Origin of the sequence: Duganella sp. 1224, from assembly GCF_013408245.1 — a bacterium.
Classification (GTDB): domain Bacteria; phylum Pseudomonadota; class Gammaproteobacteria; order Burkholderiales; family Burkholderiaceae_D; genus Rugamonas.
Genome location: NZ_JACBYS010000008.1, coordinates 182,869 through 201,771 on the forward strand (window position 1 = coordinate 182,869; position 18,903 = coordinate 201,771).

At 67.9% G+C, this 18,903-nt stretch carries 19 protein-coding genes and 1 riboswitch; of the genes, 9 read left to right on the plus strand and 10 right to left on the minus strand.

The window, feature by feature from the left end:
* Positions 1-2: 2 nt before the first annotated feature.
* Entirely contained in the window at positions 3-797 is a 795-nt protein-coding gene (locus FHW58_RS24800) for an isocitrate lyase/phosphoenolpyruvate mutase family protein (protein WP_179675851.1), read from the plus strand.
* On the opposite strand, the gene FHW58_RS24805 is transcribed toward FHW58_RS24800, so the two are convergent.
* From FHW58_RS24805 to FHW58_RS24815, 3 genes are all read right to left on the minus strand, one after another.
* A complete protein-coding gene (locus FHW58_RS24805; protein WP_179675852.1) occupies positions 794-1,156 on the minus strand; it encodes a DoxX family protein in 363 nt (120 codons plus the stop codon). The two genes, FHW58_RS24800 and FHW58_RS24805, sit on opposite strands and share 4 nt — an antisense overlap.
* A gap of 116 nt (positions 1,157-1,272) precedes the next feature.
* On the minus strand, positions 1,273-1,641 hold the full coding sequence (locus FHW58_RS24810; protein WP_179675853.1) for a DoxX family protein: 369 nt from the start codon (positions 1,639-1,641) through the stop codon (positions 1,273-1,275).
* Between the two features lie 22 nt (positions 1,642-1,663).
* Entirely contained in the window at positions 1,664-2,479 is an 816-nt protein-coding gene (locus FHW58_RS24815; protein WP_179675854.1) for a pirin family protein, read from the minus strand.
* A 106-nt stretch (positions 2,480-2,585) separates the two neighbouring features.
* Between FHW58_RS24815 and FHW58_RS24820 the strand changes: the two genes are divergently transcribed.
* The 3 genes from FHW58_RS24820 (at position 2,586) to FHW58_RS24830 (ending at position 5,756) form a co-directional block, all read left to right on the plus strand.
* Positions 2,586-3,476, plus strand: coding sequence for a LysR family transcriptional regulator (locus FHW58_RS24820; RefSeq protein ID WP_179675855.1), 891 nt, complete (start codon positions 2,586-2,588; stop codon positions 3,474-3,476).
* 73 nt (positions 3,477-3,549) lie between these two features.
* Positions 3,550-3,780 carry a hypothetical protein gene (locus tag FHW58_RS24825; RefSeq protein ID WP_179675707.1) on the plus strand — a complete coding sequence of 77 codons (231 nt, stop codon included), beginning with the start codon at positions 3,550-3,552 and terminating at the stop codon, positions 3,778-3,780.
* Between the two features lie 269 nt (positions 3,781-4,049).
* Complete coding sequence (locus FHW58_RS24830; RefSeq protein ID WP_179675856.1) at positions 4,050-5,756, plus strand: glycoside hydrolase family 9 protein; 1,707 nt, start codon at positions 4,050-4,052, stop codon at positions 5,754-5,756.
* On the opposite strand, the gene FHW58_RS24835 is transcribed toward FHW58_RS24830, so the two are convergent.
* Positions 5,757-6,923: a mandelate racemase/muconate lactonizing enzyme family protein gene (locus FHW58_RS24835; RefSeq protein ID WP_179675857.1), complete on the minus strand. Its 1,167-nt coding sequence runs from the start codon at positions 6,921-6,923 to the stop codon at positions 5,757-5,759.
* 86 nt (positions 6,924-7,009) lie between these two features.
* On the opposite strand from FHW58_RS24835, the gene FHW58_RS24840 reads away from it, so the two are divergent.
* A complete protein-coding gene (locus FHW58_RS24840) occupies positions 7,010-7,903 on the plus strand; it encodes a LysR family transcriptional regulator (RefSeq protein ID WP_179675858.1) in 894 nt (297 codons plus the stop codon).
* Positions 7,904-7,984: 81 nt separating this feature from the next.
* Positions 7,985-9,517, plus strand: coding sequence for a methyltransferase regulatory domain-containing protein (locus tag FHW58_RS24845; protein ID WP_179675859.1), 1,533 nt, complete (start codon positions 7,985-7,987; stop codon positions 9,515-9,517).
* A gap of 22 nt (positions 9,518-9,539) precedes the next feature.
* On the opposite strand, the gene FHW58_RS24850 is transcribed toward FHW58_RS24845, so the two are convergent.
* Positions 9,540-10,325, minus strand: a complete 786-nt coding sequence (locus FHW58_RS24850) for a hypothetical protein (RefSeq protein WP_179675860.1) — start codon at positions 10,323-10,325, stop codon at positions 9,540-9,542.
* Positions 10,326-10,422: 97 nt separating this feature from the next.
* Positions 10,423-10,641: riboswitch (cobalamin riboswitch) on the plus strand.
* 135 nt (positions 10,642-10,776) lie between these two features.
* On the opposite strand from FHW58_RS24850, the gene FHW58_RS24855 reads away from it, so the two are divergent.
* Both FHW58_RS24855 and FHW58_RS24860 read left to right on the plus strand, forming a co-directional pair.
* Positions 10,777-12,864: a TonB-dependent siderophore receptor gene (locus FHW58_RS24855; protein ID WP_179675861.1), complete on the plus strand. Its 2,088-nt coding sequence runs from the start codon at positions 10,777-10,779 to the stop codon at positions 12,862-12,864.
* On the plus strand, positions 12,852-14,324 hold the full coding sequence (locus tag FHW58_RS24860) for a PepSY domain-containing protein (protein ID WP_179675862.1): 1,473 nt from the start codon (positions 12,852-12,854) through the stop codon (positions 14,322-14,324). Before FHW58_RS24855 ends, FHW58_RS24860 begins: the two co-directional genes overlap by 13 nt.
* Positions 14,325-14,415: 91 nt before the next feature.
* Here FHW58_RS24860 and FHW58_RS24865 read toward each other — a convergent pair whose 3' ends face one another.
* Together FHW58_RS24865 and FHW58_RS24870 are read right to left on the minus strand one after the other, a co-directional pair.
* The gene (locus tag FHW58_RS24865) at positions 14,416-15,564 is read right to left on the minus strand and encodes an MFS transporter (protein WP_179675863.1); all 1,149 of its coding nucleotides are present in this window, start codon (positions 15,562-15,564) and stop codon (positions 14,416-14,418) included.
* Between the two features lie 12 nt (positions 15,565-15,576).
* Complete coding sequence (locus tag FHW58_RS24870) at positions 15,577-16,341, minus strand: SDR family oxidoreductase (protein WP_179675864.1); 765 nt, start codon at positions 16,339-16,341, stop codon at positions 15,577-15,579.
* 153 nt (positions 16,342-16,494) lie between these two features.
* Between FHW58_RS24870 and FHW58_RS24875 the strand changes: the two genes are divergently transcribed.
* Positions 16,495-17,454 carry a GlxA family transcriptional regulator gene (locus FHW58_RS24875; RefSeq protein ID WP_179675865.1) on the plus strand — a complete coding sequence of 320 codons (960 nt, stop codon included), beginning with the start codon at positions 16,495-16,497 and terminating at the stop codon, positions 17,452-17,454.
* A gap of 16 nt (positions 17,455-17,470) precedes the next feature.
* On the opposite strand, the gene FHW58_RS24880 is transcribed toward FHW58_RS24875, so the two are convergent.
* Genes FHW58_RS24880 through folE form a run of 3 tightly spaced genes read right to left on the minus strand, consistent with a single transcriptional unit; the run spans position 17,471 to position 18,740 of the window.
* A complete protein-coding gene (locus tag FHW58_RS24880) occupies positions 17,471-17,602 on the minus strand; it encodes a DUF2256 domain-containing protein (protein ID WP_179675866.1) in 132 nt (43 codons plus the stop codon).
* A gap of 3 nt (positions 17,603-17,605) precedes the next feature.
* Positions 17,606-18,031 carry a BLUF domain-containing protein gene (locus FHW58_RS24885; protein WP_179675867.1) on the minus strand — a complete coding sequence of 142 codons (426 nt, stop codon included), beginning with the start codon at positions 18,029-18,031 and terminating at the stop codon, positions 17,606-17,608.
* Positions 18,032-18,041: 10 nt separating this feature from the next.
* Positions 18,042-18,740, minus strand: coding sequence for a GTP cyclohydrolase I (gene folE / locus FHW58_RS24890; protein WP_373996728.1), 699 nt, complete (start codon positions 18,738-18,740; stop codon positions 18,042-18,044).
* Positions 18,741-18,903: the final 163 nt, after the last annotated feature.

Consider the following 18,903-nt stretch of genomic DNA (forward strand, 5'->3'; position numbering starts at 1 on the left):
GCATGAGCGCATTCAAACAACTGCACGACGGCAACCAGTTGCTGCACCTGCCCAACGCCTGGGACGCCGGCAGCGCCCGGCTATTCGAAAGCCTGGGCGCGGCCGCGATCGCCACCACCAGCGCCGGCGTGGCGTGGGCGCAGGGCTATGCCGACAATGACCACCTGCCAGTCGACAGCGCCATCGCGGTGGCCGCCAACATCGCGCGCGTGATCAAGGTGCCGCTGTCGGTGGATTTTGAAAATGGCTACGCCGCCGAACCCGAGCAGGTGGCGCGCCATGTGCTGCGGCTGATCCATGTTGGCGTGGCCGGCATCAACCTGGAGGACGGCAACGACGCGCCGTCGCTGCTGGCGGACAAGATCCGCGCCATCAAGGCGCTGGCCGCGCAGTCCGGGCACGACATCTTCATCAACACCCGCACCGACGTCTACCTGAAAGGGCTGGCGCCGGAAGGGCAGCGCGTGGCCGAGGTGCTGCAGCGCGCCAGGCTGTACAAGGACGCCGGCGCCGACGGCCTGTTCGTGCCCGGCATCTGCCAGGTGGACGAGATCAAGGCGGTGGTGGCCGGTGCCGGTCTGCCGCTCAACGTGATGGACTGGCCGGGCCTGCCGCCAGCCGGCGAACTGCATCGCCTCGGCGTGGCGCGCCTGAGCGCCGGCTCCGGCATTTCGCAGGCACTGTGGTCGGTGGCGGCCGGCATGGCCAAGGGATTCATCGACAGCGGCAACGCCGGCCCGCTGATCGCCAAGGCCATGCCCTACGGCGACCTGCAGGCGCTGTTTCTCAAGCCTTAAGCCTTGGGCCTGGCGAACGCCACCAGTTGCAGCAGGCCGCCGGCCATGGCGAAGTTCTTCAGCAGGTTGTAGACCTGCGCCTGGTCGGCCAGGTGGTTGTGGAAGGCCAGCCCGGTCACCACCGAAAACGCGGCCAGGATGGCGGCTGCGATGCGCAGCTGGAAGCCGAACACCAATGCCAGGGCGCCGCCCAGCTCCACCATCAGCGAGGCCGCGTACGCCACCGGCGCGAACGGCAGGCCGGAACTGCGGATCAGGGCCAGGGTTTCCTCCGGTCCGGTGATCTTGTTGAAGCTGCTGTAAAAGAAAATCACGGCCATCAGGACGCGGCCGATCAGCGAAACAGTTTGGGTATTCATGGCGATAATCCTTCTCGAACAACGATGAGAAGGATTATCGGCGGCGGCCAGGCGGCTGGCACCTTGCCAAAGCGAGGGCTAACGCTGGCGGATAGGGTTAGCCGGATCGGATGAGATCAGGCCTTCGCCTTGTTGCCGTAGAAGGCCACTACCTGCAACAGGCCGCCGGCCATGGCGAAGTTCTTCAGCAGGTGGATGAGCTGATTCTGGTCGGCGAAGTTGGTGTGGAAGGCCAGCGCCGTCGCCACCGAGAACGCCGCCAGGATGGCCGCCACGATGCGGGTCTGGAAGCCGAACACCAGCGCCAGGCCGCCGCCCAGTTCCACCGCCACCGCGATGGCGAAGCCGAGCGGCGCCAGCGGCAGCCCGGACGAGGCGATATAGCCGATGGTGGCAGCCGGCGCCATGATCTTGCCGATGCCGCTGAACACGAAGATGGTGGCCAGCAGGACGCGGCCGATGATCGAGATGGTATTGCTGTTCATGATGGTATTCCTTTTATACTGTTTAGATTAAATTGGCTGCGCGTAGCTGTTTGCCGATGCGCTGGATTTCGTTTTCGCCCTGTTCAAGCGCGGCGGCGCTGGTGTGCACCGAGTAGTAGCCGGTGACCAGGTCGTGCGGATGTTTGACCGCCGAACCCAGCACGAACTCGGTCGCGCCCTCCGCCACAAACTCCAGCGGCGATGCGCCTTCCTCAAAAATCGCCAGCTCGCGGCCGATGGTGGTGCGGCCGCTGCGCAGCGCGCCGCTGGCCGGCGCCACCCAGGCTACCGTATGGCCAGCCGGCGGCGTGTAGGTCCAGCGCTCGCCGTCCCGCAGCTTCACGTGCAGATAGGTGAGCGACGCGCGCGGCTGCACTAGGCTGGCGGCCTCGCCGTAGCGGCCGAGGATGATACGGGCCGGGCCCACGGCTGGCACCTGATCGGAAGATAGGTAGCGGCTCTCGCATGGGCCGTTCTCATCCTCCGGCGGCAGCGCCAGCCATAGCTGGAAGCCGAGCGCGTGTTCGCCGGCGACCGGGCCGCCGTCATGCCAGACGCCGTTGCCGGCGCTCATCCATTCGACGCCGCCGGTGCGCAGCACGCCCTCGGCACCGGTGGTTTCGCGGTATTCCATGGCGCCGTCCAGCAGCACGGTCACGGTGGCGATGCCCGAGTGCGGGTGCATGCCCATGCGGCCACCATCCCCGGCCGGCAGCAGGAAGCGGTCCAGGAAAACAAAGGGCTTGATCAGCTCGCCCGCATCGCCGGGGCTGGCCAGCCGCGTGATCGGGCCGCGCGTGTGGCCGGCGGTGCGGAAAGCGACGTTGCGTTGGTTCATCGTTGTGCTCCTCAAGAATGTTGCGTTGATGAGCAGCATGGTAAGCCGGCATGGTGGATCTGAATAGCCTATATAATTAGATGGAATCCATACAGGGAGTAGATGCATGCTGGACGCCATGTCGCTCGATCAACTGCGCACGTTCATTGCCGCCGCCGACGAGGGCAGCTTTTCGGCCGCCGGCCGCAAGTTGCGGCGCGCGCAGTCGGTGGTCAGCACCACGTTGGCCAATCTGGAGCAGCAGGTCGGCTTCGCGCTGTTCGAGCGTACCGGCCGCTACCCGCGCCTGACCGAGGCTGGTGCCGCGCTGCTGGACCAGGCGCGCGCCGCCGTCGACGGCATGAACGCCTTCAAGGCCAAGGCGCGCACGTTGGCCGAGGGATTGGAACCGGAGCTGGCGGTAGCGGTGGACGTGATGTTTCCGATTGCCACGCTGACGGCGGCGGTGCAGGCGTTTCAACGGCAGTTTCCGACCACGCCGCTGCGGCTGTACGTCGAGGCGCTGGGGGCGGTGGTGCAGCCGTTGCTGGATGGCCGTTGCCGTGTCGCCATCATCGGCTCGCTGCCGGAGATTCCGGCCGGCTGCGCATCGGAGTTTCTGCTCAGCGTGGGCGCGGTGGCGGTGGCGGCGCCGAACCATCCGCTGGCGGCGCACCACGGACCGATTGCGCAGGAGGTGGCCGGCCAGCATGTGCAGCTGGTGCTGACCGACCGTTCGACGCTGACCGCCGGCCGCAACTTCGGCGTGATGGCGGCGCAGACCTGGCGGCTGGCGGACCTTGGGGCCAAGCATGCTTTCCTCAAGGCCGGCCTGGGCTGGGGCTACATGCCGTTGCACATGGTCGAGGACGATTTGCGCAGCGGCAAGCTGGTAAGGATTGATGTGGCGTTGCACGCGCGGCTTGGGCCGGGGTTCTCGATGCATGCGATTCACATGAAGGATCATCCGCCTGGGCCGGCGGGGCGCTGGTTCGTCAACCATCTGAAGCAACAGTAAGGTTATGCAGCGAACGAACGCAATGGCGGGCGGCGCGCATCATGGCGGCTATCGTCATCTACAGGAGTCCGCCATGCCACGAGGAGCCAGTCCCAAGCGGGAACGCGAATACGAGAAGCTGGAGCGCAAATTCAAGAAGGAAGGGCGCTACAAGGGGCGGGAGGAGGAAGTGGCCTCGCGCATCGTCAACAAGCAGCGCGCTGAAAGCGGCGAAACCAAGAAATACCAGCACAAGCCCGTGCGCCGCGCCGCCTCGCGCCGCAAGAGCCGCAGCGCCCACCGCACCCAGCGCCGCACCTCCTAAGCCGCTCCCCGCCCCACGCGACTGCCACGCCGCAGCCGCCGCGCGTCCGCCACCGCGACTGTTGCGGCGCCGTCGTGCCGCCGCCACCGCCCCGCCACGCCACCGCTGCGCGACCACCGCCGCGCCACTGCGCCCACCGCACCGCACCGCCGGCCGCGCTGCCGCCGCGCTGTCCCCACCCAAGCGGCGGGCCACATCGTGCTTGCGCGCTCCGCGAAAGTGCGCGATGATATTTTGAAAACGGTTTCAAAATACCGGAGGAGACACAGTTGAAGCACGCCCTTTCCCTGCTGGCGCTGGCCAGCTACGCCTGCGCCGCGAGCGCGTCCGCCACCGACGACGGCATCAAGCTCAATCAGCTTGGCTTCCTGCCCGGCGCCGACAAGGTCGCCGTGGTGCCCGACGGCGCCGCGCGCGATTTCAGCATCGTGCGCGCCGGCACCAACACGGTCGTGCAGACCGGCCCCCTGAGCCCGCCCGCCAGCGCCCCCGATTCCGGCGACACCGTGCGGCAAGCGCACTTCACCGACCTGCGCACCCCCGGCCGCTACCAACTGCGCGTCTCCGGCCTGCCGGACTCGCCGCCATTCGAGATCAGCCCCGGCGCCTACGACGCGCTCAACGCCGCCGCCCTCAAGGCCTACTACTTCAACCGCGCCGGCATCGCGCTGGACGCTGCCCACGCCGGCATCTACGCGCGCGCCGCCGGCCACCCGGACACGCACGTGCTGATCCACGCCTCCGCGGCCTCGCCATCGCGCCCGGCCGGCAGTGCCATCGCCAGCCCGAAAGGCTGGTACGACGCCGGCGACTACAACAAATACATCGTCAACTCCGGCATTTCCACCTACACGCTGCTGGCCGCATTTGAAGACTTCCCCGCCTGGTTCCAGGCGCAAAAGCTGAACATTCCCGAATCCGGCAACGGCATGCCCGACATCCTCAACGAAGCGCGCTGGAACCTCGACTGGATGCTGACCATGCAGGACCCGGCCGATGGCGGCGTCTACCACAAGCTGACCAACCTGCGCTTCGACGGCATGGTGATGCCGGCGCAGGCCACGCAGCCGCGCTACGTGGTGCAGAAGACCACCGCCGCCGCGCTCGACTTCGCCGCCGTCATGGCCGCCGCCAGCCGCATCTACTCGCCCTACGATCAGGTGTTGTCGGCCCGCATGCTGACGGCTGCGAAGCAAGCCTGGCAATGGGCGCAGGCGCACCCGCGCGACTATTACCGTCAGCCAGCGGACGTCGCCACCGGCGAATACGGCGACAACGACGTCAGCGACGAACAGGCCTGGGCCGCCGCCGAACTCTATATCACCACCCGCGACGACAGCTACTACCAGGCGCTGCACGCGCCGCAACTGGCCGCCACCGTGCCGTCATGGGGTGACGTGCGCGGCCTGGCATGGCTGTCGCTGGCGCGCCACCGCAAGGGGCTGACCGCCGCCGCCGACCAGGCGCTGATCGCCAGCCGCGTCGATAGCCTGGCGCGGCAACTGGCCGCCGCGTGGCAGGAGTCGCCGTATGGCATCACGCTGCGCAAGGCGGACTATGTGTGGGGCAGTAACGCGGTGGTGATGAACCAGGCCATGTGGCTGTTGCACGCCTACCGTCTCAATGGCACGCGCGCCTACCTGGACGCCGCCCAGTCGGGGCTGGACTACGTGTTGGGGCGCAATGCGCTGGAGCTGTCGTTCGTCACCGGCTACGGCACGCGGGCGCCGCGGCATCCGCACCATCGGCCGTCGGAGGCGGATGGCATCGAGGCGCCGGTACCTGGCTGGCTGGTGGGCGGCCCGCAGCCGGGGCAGCAGGACAGGAAGGATTGCCCGGCGCCATACCCGTCCACGCTGCCGGCGCGTTCGTATCTGGACCATGTGTGCTCGTATGCCAGCAACGAAATCGCGATCAACTGGAACGCGCCGCTGGTGTACGTGTCGGCCGGCCTGCAGGCGTTGACGCCGCGCTGATCAGCCGGCCAGCTTGACCATCTCGCGGTACAGGTCGGCCTTGCCCTCGAAGCCGATGCCCGGCAGTTCCGGCAGCAGGATGTGGCCGTTCTCGACCTGGACGCCATCCGGGAAGCCGCCGTACGGCTGGAACAGGTCCGGATAGGACTCGTTGCCGCCCAGGCCCAGCCCGGCCGCGATGTTCAGCGACATCTGGTGGCCGCCGTGCGGAATGCAGCGCTTGGGCGACCAGCCATGCTGGCGCAGCATGTCCAGCGTGCGCAGATACTCGACCAGGCCATAGCTCAGCGCGCAGTCGAACTGCAGCCAGTCGCGGTCGGCGCGCATGCCGCCGTAGCGGATCAGGTTGCGCGCGTCCTGCATCGAGAACAGGTCCTCGCCGGTGGCCATGGGATTCTTGTAGTAGTTGCGCAGCGTGGCCTGCAGTTCGAAGTCGAGCGGATCGCCCGGCTCCTCGTACCAGAACAGGTCGTACTGCGACAGCGCCTTGGCGTATCGGATCGCGGTGTCGAGGTCGAAGCGGCCGTTGGCGTCCACCGCCAGCTTCTGGCCGTCCTGCAGCACGCTGAGGATGGAATCGATGCGGCGCAGGTCCTCGTCCAGCGAGGCGCCGCCGATCTTCTTCTTCACCACCGTGTAGCCGCGGTCGATATAGCTGCGCATCTCGTCCTTCAGCTTGCCGTGGTCCTGGCCCGGATAGTAATAGCCCCCGGCCGCGTAGACGAAGATGTTGCGGTCGGCCCGGCCGTCGCCGTAGCGTTCGGCCAGCAGCTGGAACAGCGGCTTGTCCGCGATCTTGGCCACCGCGTCCCAGACCGCCATGTCGATGGTGCCGATGGCCACCGAGCGCTCGCCATGGCCGCCCGGCTTTTCATTGGTGAACATGCACTGCCAGATCTTGTGCGGGTCGAGGTTGTCGCCGCTGTCGTCCACCAGGCTGGCCGGATCGGCCTCCAGGATGCGCGGAATGAAGCGCTCGCGCATTAGCGTGCCCTGGCCGTAGCGGCCGTTGGAATTGAAGCCGTAGCCGATCACCGGCTTGCCGTCGCGGAGGACGTCGGTGACCACCGCCACCAGGCTCAGCGTCATCTTGCTGAAATCGATGTAGGCATTGCGGATGGGGGAGCTGATCGGCACGGTTTTTTCGCGGATGTCGACGATGCGCATAAGGTTCTCCTGTTCAAGATGGCGCCAGCTTACTCTTGAATTGGTGATTTATAATTCACCGTAACGAAAACCATTATTCACTTAAAATGAAAAGCGACGCGGCGCCCGACCTGCATTTTTTCGTGCTGCTGGCCAAGCTGGGCAGCATGAGCTCCACCGCGCGCGAGCTGGGCGTGACGCCGCCGGCCGTCACCAAGCGCCTGAGCCAGATGGAGCAGAAGCTCGGCGTGCGCCTGGTCAACCGCACCACGCGCCGCATCAGCCTGACCAACGAGGGCGAGGCCTACCTGGCGCAGGCCAGCGACATCCTGCACCGCATCCGCGACATGGAGGAATCGGTGGCCAGCGGCCGCGCCGCGCCCAAGGGCCTGCTGCGGGTCAACGCCACGCCCGGCTTTGGCCGCACCCGCATCGCGCCGATCATCTCGCGCTTCGCCCACGCCTACCCCGAGGTGGAGGTCGAGCTGCACCTGACCGACCGGCCGATCAGCCTGGTGGAGGAGGCCTACGACCTGGCGATCCGCTTCGGCGAGCTGCCGGACACGCGCCTGACCGCGCGCCGGCTGATGAAGAATCGCCGCTTCCTGTGCGCCTCGCCGGCCTACCTGAAGGCGGCCGGCGAACCGCAGACGCCGCAGGAACTGCACCGCCACCGCTGCATCCTGCACCGCCAGAACGACGACGTCTACGGCACCTGGCGCCTGCAGAAGGGCCGCAAGGTCGAGCTGGTGAAGGTGCGCGGCGCCGTCTCCAGCAACGACGGCGACGTGGTGCTGAACTGGGCCTTGGACGGCCACGGCATCGTCCAGCGCTCCGAGTGGGATGTGGCCAAATACCTGGCCAGCGGCCGCCTGCGCGAAGTCATGCCCGGCTACACGCTGCCCTCGGCCGACCTCCACCTGTACTATTTGAGCCGCAGCCACCTGCCGGCCCGCATGCGCGCCTTCATCGACTTCTTGGTGGCCGAGTTCCAGCCGTGACGCCAGCCGTGCACGCCGATAGCGAAAAGTTAAGTATCATGCCTCACGCACCGGCATTCGCACCTAGAAAAAGGACACCGCATGGACTGGACTTCTGGCTACGTATCGGACATCGAATACACCTCGGGCTTCTACCGCGAGCAGAGCCCCGACTGGCTCAACTTCGTGTGCCTGCTGGCCGGCATCGCGCCGGTCGACCTGCAACAGCCGTTCACCTATTGCGAGCTGGGCTTCGGCCGCGGCCTGACCGCCCAGCTGCTGGCGGCCGGCCACCCGGCCGGCCAGTTCTACGCGGCCGACTTCAACCCGGCCCACGTGGCCGGCGCCCGCGCCCTGGCCGCCGAGGCCGGACTGACCAACCTGACGCTGTTGGAAAACAGTTTTGAAGAACTGGCGCAAGGGCAGGCCGAGCTGCCGCAATTCGACTTCATCACGCTGCACGGCATCTACAGCTGGGTGACGGCGGACAACCGCCAGCACATCGTCCGCTTCATCAACCGCTACCTGAAGCCGGGCGGCGTGGTCTACCTCAGCTACAACGCCATGCCGGGCTGGTCGGCCGCGCTGCCGTTGCAGCGCCTGCTGGTCGAGTACGCCGACGCCTTCCCCGCCCGCAGCGACCTGCAAATCAAGGGCGCGACCGAATTCATCGCCCAGCTGGAGGAGGTGCAGGCCGGCTATTTGACCGCCCACCCCGGCCTGAAGGCGCGGCTGGACAGCCTGAAGACCGCCAACCCGCACTACCTGGTGCACGAATATTTGCACAAGCACTGGCAGCCGCTGTTCCACGCCGACGTCGCGCGTGACCTGGCGCAGGCCAAGATGACGTTTGCCGGCAATGCCGAACTGATCTACGCCTTCCCGACGCTGTTCCTGAGCGAGGCGCGGCGCCAGCTGATCGAGCGCCTGCCGCATCCGGACATGCGCGAAACGCTGACGGACTACCTGCTCAACACTGCCTTCCGCAAGGACGTCTTCGTGCGCGGTGCCCGGCAGCTCGGCGCGCGCCGCCAGGCCGAGCTGCTGGCGCAGGTGGGGCTGGCGCTGACCGTGCCGCGCGCCGCCGCCACGGTCAAGCTCAAGCTGCCGATCGGTGAAGTCAGCGGTCGCGAGGATTTTTACCTGGCCGTGTTCGACGCGCTGGCCGAGCGGCCGCACTCGCTGCTGGAGCTGACACAGCTGCCGGCGCTGGCCGGGCAGGGGCTGCAGACGGTGGCGCAGATCGCCGCCTTGCTGACGGCCGCCAACCAGGCCGCGTTCTTTTTTCCGCCGCCCGCCGACAACCCGGCCGCCGCCCGCCTCAACGCCGTGCTGGCGGCGCAGACCCGCTACAGCGACGAGCACCAGGCACTGTGCTCGCCGCTGCTGAGCAGCGGCATCAGCGTCAGCTACCTGGACCGGCTGATGCTGGCCGCCATCCACCAGCGCGCCGAGCTGACGCCGGACGCTCTGGCGCGCGCGGCCTGGCAACTGATGGCGCCCAGCGGCCGGCGCCTGCAAAGCGACGGCGCCACGCTGCAGAGCGAAGCGGAAAACCTGGCGCTGCTGCAGGCCCACGCCCGCGACTTCCTCGCCAGCCGGCTGCCGCTGTGGCGCACCCTGCGGCTGTTATAGGCGGCGTCCGGCGTCCGCCCGACTATTCCACCGCCGCGCGCATTCCGCGCAGCCAGGTGTGCGCATACAGCGCCAGCGTCAGCGATGCCACGCACATGCCCAGCAACTCCAGGCTTTCGCCGGCCAGTTCGCAGCGCGCGCACGCCTTGGACAGCAGCAGTTGCACGCCGCTCACCGTGCACAGCGCGATGATCGGCCAGCCGATACGGCGCCGGAATTGCCGCATCGCCTGCGCGCCGGCGTGGAGCGCGATGCGCGCGGTGGCGTAGCCGTCCAGCGCATCGGTCAGCGCCATCCCCAGCACGAAGGCGGCGGCCACCGGCAGCGCGCCGCCGCCGCCGAGCCGCGTCGCCGCATAGCCCCACGCCAGCGACTGCAGGATGCTCTCCACGCCCAGCGCGAACAGCATGCCGATGCCGAGCGCGGTCAGCGGCCGCACCGCCGTCAGGCGCGCCAGCAGTAGTGCCCCGACCGAGCGCGCGTGACGCGTGGCCGCCGGCCGCAGCAGCGCCCGCGCGTTCAGCGCCGCCAGGCCAAGCAGCAGCGCGCCCGGCAGCCACTCCATCCAGTCCATCGCTCGCAGCAGGCCGCCATCCGGCTGCAACCAGGCTGACGCCGCGTCGGCCAGCGCCACCACCAGCAGCACCGTCAGGCCATGGCCCAGCGCGAACAGGGCGCCCATCCACGGCGCGGCGGCCGGCCGCGCGCGCATGGTCAGGCCGTCGATGGCAGCCAGGTGGTCCGGCGCCAGGCCGTGACGCAAGCCGAGCAGCAGCGCCAGTTCGATTGTCGGCAGGGTTTCGTTCATATACAATCCTTAATGCAAGTGAATTGCATTAATTATAGAGCTGATCCGGCGCGCCGTGGCGTTTGCCATGACAGTGGCAGGGGCATTCATGTAGAATCCACACCCATACGTGAATGGTGCCCCGCGACTTGTCAGCCGCGGGGTGAAACGGGAAGCCGGTGACACGCGCGATTCGCATCGCGCGCCAGTCCGGCGCAGCCCCCGCTGCTGTAAGCCTGACGACCCTGACCAACCGCCACTGTGCATCGCACGGGAAGGCAAGGGCAGGGAAGGACGATGGCAAGCCAGAAGACCGGCCAGTCACGATTGATGCGCATGGCCCGGGGTGTGGCCTTGCTTGTTATATGTTCGTCGCTCTCCGCATGCAGTGCCGTTGTCGCGCGCTTTCCCGCGCGGGCCTGCGTACGCCTGCGCGCCGGACGTCTCCAACCCTTCACCACAGAGAGTCGTCATGACCGATACGCAGTACTCCCGCACCATCGCCGTTGCCATTTCCCTGCTGTGCGCCGCCGGCGCCATGGCCCAGCAGGCCGACGAACTGCAGACCGTCACCGTCCAGGGGGCAGCCAGCCCGTCCGCGCTGGGACTGGCGCGCCCCAGCGCCACCGCCAGCCGCGTCGAGCTGACGGCGCTGGAACTGCCGGCCAGCCTGGACACGCTCAGCGCCGACACCCTGCAAACGCGCGGCGACCTGCTGCTGAAAGACGCAGTCACGCGCAGCACCGGCCTGACCGACATCAGCTCGCCGGGCAATGGCGTCGCCTATTCGGCGCGCGGCTTCACCGGCAACGGCTCGATCGCGCTGCTGGAAAATGGCCAGCGCCCGCAGGTCGGCGCCGGCACGGCGACCTATCCGGCCGACCCATGGGGCTATGACCACATCGAGGTGCTGCGCGGTCCCGGCTCGGTGGTGTACGGCAGCGGCACTACCGGCGCCACCATCAACGCCGTGCGCAAGGCGCCCAGCCGCGCCAGCGCCTTCGAGGCGATGGCCGGCGTCGGCGGCGGCCGGGCGTTGCGCGCCGGCGTGGGCGGCAGCGGCGCGCTGGGCGAGCACGGCGCCTTCCGCATTGACGCCTACGCGGACCGCAGCGATGGCTTCATCGACCGCGGCGACGCCCGCCACGACAAGCTGCTCACCAGCGTCACGTATGCGCTGACGCCCGACGTCGACCTGGACCTGCAGCTCGACCACCTGGAACAAAAGCCGCAGCGCTACTTCGGCACGCCGCTGGTCAACGGCGGCCTGTCGCGCGCGCTGCGCGGCCAGAACTACGACGTCGCCGACGCCGACATTCACTTCGTCGACGACAAGGCGTTGGCGCGCCTGACCTGGCGCTACTCGCCGTCGCTCACCATCAGCAACGAGCTGGCCTACCTGAAGGCGCGCCGTAACTGGCGCAACGCCGAGTACTACCACTACGACGCCGCCGCCAACCTGGTGGAACGCAGCGACTACATCGCCATCCACCACGACCAGGAGCAGACCGGCAACCGGCTGGAAGCGCGCTGGCACGGCGGCGCGCACCGCCTGGCGGCCGGATGGGAAGCGGCGGTGATCAACTTCCTGCACACGAATAACTCGCCGTACGGTGGCGCGTCCACGGTGGCGCCGACCGGCTTCGATCCGGGCCTGTTCGACAGCCCCGATCCGCTGCGGCCGAACTACGCCACCCACACCATCACCAACGCGTTTTACGTGGAAGATGCTTACCGCGTCAGCGAGCGGTTGCTGGCGCTGGCCGGGGTGCGGCATGACCGCTACCAGGTTGACCGCGTCAGCCTGCTGGGCGCGGCCGGCTTTGCATCGGCGCTGCAAGCGACCGCCGCGCGCCTCGGCCTGACGTGGACGCTGGCGCCGCAAACCTCGCTGTACGCGCAGGTGAGCAACGGTAGCGACCCGGTCACCAGCCTGCTGTCGCTGAACCTGGCCAATAGCCGCTACAAGCTGACCGCCGCGCGCCAGGTGGAGGTGGGCGTCAAGCAGGCGCTGGCCGGCGGCAAGGCCGAGTGGACGGCAGCGCTGTACCACATCCGCAAGGACGACATCATCACCCGCGATCCGCTGAATGCGGCGCTGTCGGTGCAAGGCGGTTCGCAATCGTCGCGCGGCGCCGAGCTGACCGCCAGCGTGGCGCTGGCGCCGGCGTGGCGGCTGGACGCCAACGCCGCCTACACCGACGCGCAATTCGACCAGCTGATCGAAAGCGGCGGCCAGTCGCGCGCCGGCAACCGTCCGGCCGACGTGCCGAAGGTATCGGCCAACCTGTGGCTGACCTACCGCGATCATGGCTGGCGCGCGGCCGCCGGCGCGCGCTACGTCGGCGAGCGCTTCATCGATAACGCCAACAGCCAGGCGCTTCCCGCGTACACCACCTTCGACGCTTCGCTGGGCTGGAACGTCAGCCGCAACGTGCTGGTGCAGCTCAATCTGCGCAACCTGGCCGACAAGCTGTACGCGGTGACGTCGTACAGCGATAGCCAGTACCTGCTGGGCGACCGCCGTCACGCGGAACTGACCGTGCAGTGGCGCTACTGATCATGGGCTCGTGGAAGCGCCAGCTGCATCTGTGGCACCGCTGGCTGGGCATCGCGCTTGGCCTGCTGGTGCTGCTGTGGTTCGGCTCCGGCATCGTCATGATGTACGTGCCGTATCCGTCGCTGACCGCGCAGGAGCGCATGGCCTGGCTGCCGCCGATCGATGCGCGCCAGGTGCGCGTGGACGCCGGCGCCGCGTGGCATGCCGCCACTTGGCCCGACAACGCGCGGCCCGACAACGCCGCCGCCATGCCGGACGAGGTGCGGCTGACGATGGTGGCCGGGCGGCCAGCCTACCATTTCAAGCGCGACGGACTGTGGCTGTCCGTCTGGGCCGACAGCGGCCAGCCGCTGCGCGTGACGCCGGCGCTGGCGATGGACAGTGCCCGCATCGCGGCGCCCGGCGCGCACGCCATGACGGCGGAGCTGATCGACATCGACCAGTGGAGTTTCGGCAGCCTGCAGGCGCATCGCCCGCTGTACCGCGTGCGCGCCGACGACGCGGCCGGCAGTGTGCTGTACATCTCCAGCCGCAGCGGAGAACTGGTGCGCGACACCACGCGCGGCGAGCGCGCGTGGAACTGGACCGGGTCGGTGATCCACTGGATTTATTTCACGCCATTGCGCACGCACGGGCAGCCATGGCGGCAGGTGGTGATGTGGACCTCCGGCGCCGCGCTGCTGCTGGCGATGCTGGGGATGGTGCTGGGCATCCAGCGCCTGCGGCTGCGGCGTCGCTATGCCGGCGGACGGCGCTCGCCGTATCGCGGCTGGCAGGCGTGGCACCACTGGCTGGGGCTGGGCGCGGGCACGCTGATGATGACCTGGCTGTTCAGCGGCTGGCTGTCGGTGACGCCGTTCGACTGGCTGGCGTCACCTGGCGTGACGGCGCGCGACCGGCTGGCGTTTGCCGGCGGTGCGCTGTCGCGTGATGATCTGGCGATTGACGTGGCCGGGATCGTTGCGCGCCATCCGGGCGTGCTGGAACTGGAATGGCGGCGGGTGGATGGCCAGCTTTATCTGAGCGCGCTGGAACGCGCGCAACGCCGCCTGCTGGACGCGCGCACCGGCGCGCCGGCGCTGCCGGGCGATGCGCAAGTGCTGCGTGCCGTGCGCGCGCTGCGTCCCGGCGTGGCGGTGACGGTAGACTTGATGACCAGCGAGGACAGCTACCACTACAGCCATCACAACCGCGCCGTGCTGCCGGTGCTGCGCGCGCGGTTTGCGCAGGCGGATGAAGCGACGTTCTACATCGACCCGGCGCAGGGCGAGCTGGCAGGTTATGCGGATTACCGGAGCAAGTGGAACCGCTGGCTGTTCAACGGCCTGCACCAGCTGGACTTTGCGGCGCTGCTGCGGGTGCGGCCGGTGTGGGACGGGATGGTGATGGTGCTCTGTCTGCTGGGCGGAGCGGCCACGCTGGCCGGAGTGATACTGGGGTGGCGCCGGATTTCGCGGTAAGCGCAGAGTCCTGGCATTGTTTGCTTTCACCCCCAAACGAAAGGGTCTGACCCCTGCGGGGTCAGACCCTGGCCGCAGCGGTGTGCGGGTTTCACGGGTGCCGTCTCGACAGCCACAGACACGCCGCCGCCAGCACCAGCAACCCCAGCGACCCGAGTAAATTGGCGTGATACCCATCCTGCGCATACAGCACACCCGCCAGCGCCGAGCCGGCGGCGATGCCGGCAAACACAAACGACGCCGTCACCGCCAATGCCACACCACGCAACTCGGACGACAGTTCAACAATCCGCCGCTGCTGCGATGGCCAGACGATATCGGTGGCGAATGCCCACAACAGCAACACCCCAAACAACAACGCCAGCGTCGGCGGCACCAGCAACAGCAGCGCCAGGTCCAGCGCCAGCAGCAGCATGCCGGCCACCAGCATCGCATCCGCGCTGTAGCGGCGCGCCGCCCGCACCACGAACAGATTGCCCAGCACACCCGCCACGCCCAGCACCGCCATCCCCGCCGACACCGTCTGCGGACCGCCATGAAACACATCGCGAATGATGGGCGCAATAAAGGCATAAGTCGCATACACTCCGGCGGCGATGAAGAACACTACCAGATAGGCCGGCAGCAGCACCGGATGCACCAGCACCCGCCCCAGCGTGGCCAGCGAGATGGCCTGCCCACCGGCCTGCGCCGGCACCCGCAGCCGGATCAGCAGCGCCGTTAGCAGACCGGCCGCGCCGACCGCCAAGAACAGCGCCCGCGCGCCCCACGCCGACGACATCCAGGCTGCCAGCGGCATGCCGACCAGCCCGGCCATGCTCAGCCCCAGCAGCACCATGGCGATGGCGCTGCCTTGCTGCTGCGGCGTGACCAGGCCGGCGGCCAGCGCGCCCAGCACCGGGCCGATCAGCGCCGCCCCCAGTCCCATCGCCACCCGCGACGCCAGCAGCGCCCGGTAGTCGGGCGCCAGCGCGAACACCAGCGCGGCGGCGCTGAACACCCCCAGTCCGATCAACACCTGGCGCCGCCGCGGCAGATGGCCCAGCGCCACCTGCAGCAATGGCGCCGCCACCGCAAAGGTGATGCCGAATACCGTGATCAGCAACGCCGTCTGGGCGTCGCTGAGGCGCCACTCGCTGGCAATGGCGGCCAGGGCGCCGACCACCGACAGCGCCCCGGTGGCCTGCACGAAGTAGGCCAGGCTCAGCGTGCGTAACGCCGTCACGGCGGAACGTGGCATGGCCTCCATTGCTTAGTGGCCAACCGGAATCGGGTTGTCCTTCAGCGACTGGTTGAAGGCGTTGACGAAGCCGTGCTCGCCCGAGCCCGGATTGTCGCGCAGCGCCTGGATAGCGTCGACGTAGACCTCGTCCTTGCCGGCGGCCAGGCCCTGCATGGTGGCGGCCACGAAGTCCGGCAGCGGCATGGCGCGGCTGTCGCCGCTCTTGTAGATCAGGTCGGTATCGACCCACGGCGGCGAGATTTCCACCACGCGCACGCCGCTGCCGGCCAGCATGAAGCGCTGCGACAGCGCGTACGAGTGGATCGCGGCCTTGGTGGCCGAGTACACGGCGGTGCTGGCCAGCGGCACGAACGCCAGCACCGACGAGTTGTGGATCACCACCGCGTCCTGCTGCGTTTTCAGGTGCGGCAGCAGGGCGGACGTCATGCGGACCGGGCCCAGCAGGTTGGTGGTGACGGTGGCGACGGCGGTGTCGTCATCGATGGCGCCGGCCGCATCGTCGAACGGCATGATGCCGGCGTTGTTGAACAGCACGTTCAGGGTCGGGAAATCCTTGACCAGTTGCGCGGCCACGGCCTTGATCTGCTGCGGATCCTGGATGTCCAGCTCGACGCTGCGCATGCCCGGATTGGCCTTGGTCACCTCGTCCAGCAGCGCCTTGCGGCGGCCGCTGATGATGACCTGGTTGCCCAGCTTGTGGAACGCTTCGGCGATGCCGCGACCAATGCCCGAGGTGCCGCCGGTGATGAAGATGGTGTTGCCGCTGGTTTTCATGATGCTTCCTTTCAGTTGAGTTGATGGAAGCCATTCTGCGCCCGCCGAGAAAGTCTTTTGGGACGTAAATCACGCAATTCAGGACATCATTGTCTTCTGCAAAAAGTCGGAATCTGTCATAGAATGCGGTTTTTATGATGATTTGGACGCGATATGAGCAAGCGCATCGGACTGGTGGTTTACCCGCAATTTCAGGCGCTGGACATGGCCGCGCTGACGGTGTTCGAGTTCGCCAACACGCTGCTGGAGCAGCCGCTGTATGAATTGGCCGCGCTGTCGCTGTCCGGCGGCCCGGTCAAGAGTTCCAGCGGCGTGGCGATCGACAGCCTGCCGCTGGGCTGGGGCGGCTACGACACGCTGCTGATCGGCGGCGCCATCGGCATGCCGGCGCCGCAGCCGGAACTGGAGGCGGCGCTGCGGGATGGCGCCAGCGTCACGCGCCGCATCGGCAGCGTTTGCACCGGCGCCTTCATCCTCGCGCGCGCCGGGCTGATGGATGGCAAGCGCGCCACCACGCACTGGGTGTTCGGCCGCCGCCTGCAGGAGTTGCACCCGTCGCTGCTGGTGGACGAGGACAAGATTTTTGTCCGCGACGGCACCATCTGGTCCTCGGCCGGCGTGACCGCCTGCATCGACATGGCGCTGGCCATGGTGGAGGACGACCTGGGCACCGAGATCGCCCGCAAGGTGGCGCGGGCCATGGTGGTGTATCACCGCCGCAGCGGCGGCCAGTCGCAGTTCTCGGCGCTGGCCGAGATCGAGCCAAGCTCGGACCGGGTCAAGGACGTGCTGCTGTACGCGCGCGACAACCTGCACAAGGACCTCAGCGTGGAAGACCTGGCGGCACAGGTGCACTGGAGCCCGCGCCACTTCAGCCGCGTGTTCCAGGCGCAGACCGGCATGGCGCCGGCCAAGGCGATTGAAAAATTACGGGTGGAGGCGGCGCAGGCGCTGATCGATCAGGGCCATTCGTCGATCGGCCGCATCGCCGAGATGACCGGCTTCGGCGACGAGGAACGGCTGCGGCGCGCCTTCCTGCGCGCCTTCGGCCAGCCGCCGAAGAACTTCGTGCAGCAAGCGCGCCTGCGCAACGAGCACGTCTATCTGTCGTGAGCCGGCCGCGCGGCTGTCATGCGCGGCGGCAGCGCTCCGAGCAATACAGCACCTCGTCCCAGCAGCGCGCCCACTTCTTGCGCCAGCTGAACGGCCGGCCACAGCGGCGGCAGATCTTGTGCGGCAGATGCGGTTTGTCGTGGGCCACGGCTCACGCCCTGCCGAGCACGGCGGCCGACGCCATCAGCTCGTCGATCAGCGCCAGCGCGCTGGCGCCCGGCAGCCGGTAGGGATCGAAGGTCGGCAGCGCCGAATAGCGCAGCAGCGTGGCCGGATTGAGCTTGTGCAGATTGCTCTGGCCCATGGTCCAGGCGGCGTAGCGGCGCTCGCGCACCTCGGCGTAGGCCAGCAAGGTCACGTCGCTGTGGCGCGGATCGCGCAGGATGCGGCCGTACAGCCGGTTGACCTGCTCGCGCCCGCCTTCCAGCAATTGCAGGAACAACTGATCGGTGTGGCACAGCACGCCGGTGATGCCGTCCACCGGGTTGTGCTGGCGGGCCTGCGCCAGGATGGCGTCGATCGCCCTGGCATCGATGCCGCTGTGCGCGCGGCTGACATACAGCAGTTGGACCAGCATCACGCCTCCTTTAGCGCTTGATCAACGACAGGAACTCGCGGCGCAGCGCCGCGTCCTTGAGGAAGGCCCCGTGCATGACGCTGTTGACCATCAGCGCGTCGTCGTCCTTGACGCCGCGCCAGTGCATGCAGAAGTGCTCGGCCTCCATGATGACGGCCAGGCCGTCCGGCTGCATCTTTTCCTGCAGCAGCTGGGCCAACTGCACCACGGCTTCCTCCTGGATCTGCGGACGGTTCATGATCCAGCCGGCCAGCCGCGCGTACTTGGACAGGCCGATCAGGTTGGAGTGCGGATTGGGCATGACGCCGATCCACACCTTGCCCATGATCGGGCACAGGTGGTGCGAGCAGGCGCTACGGACCGTCAACGGGCCGATGATCATCAGTTCGTTGAGCTGGGCGATGTTGGGAAACTCGGTCACCGGGGGCGGCGCCGTGTAGCGGCCGCCAAACACCTCGCGCAGGTACATCTTGGCGACGCGGCGCGCCGTGTCCTGGGTGTTGTGGTCGCTGGCGGTGTCGATCACCAGGCTGTCGAGCACGGCCTGCATGCGCTGGCTGACCTCGTCCAGCAACTCGTCGAGCTCGCCTTCCTCGATGTGGGCGGCGATGTTGTCATTGGCGTGAAAACGCGTCTGGCTGGCCTGCAGCCGCTGGCGTATCCGGGCGGACACCGTGGGCAGGGCGGGGGACTGGTCGGGCTGTTGCATACGCATCCATCAGAAAAAGTGGGGCATGCGCACATGATAATACTGATTGGTTTTAAATGCTACTGATTAGTAGCGCTCATGGCCGTTGCCTCGGATTCTGGGCCAATGCTAAGATGAATGCGCTTCAGCCACTGTTGCCGCAGCCCGGACCCCGCCGCGCGAC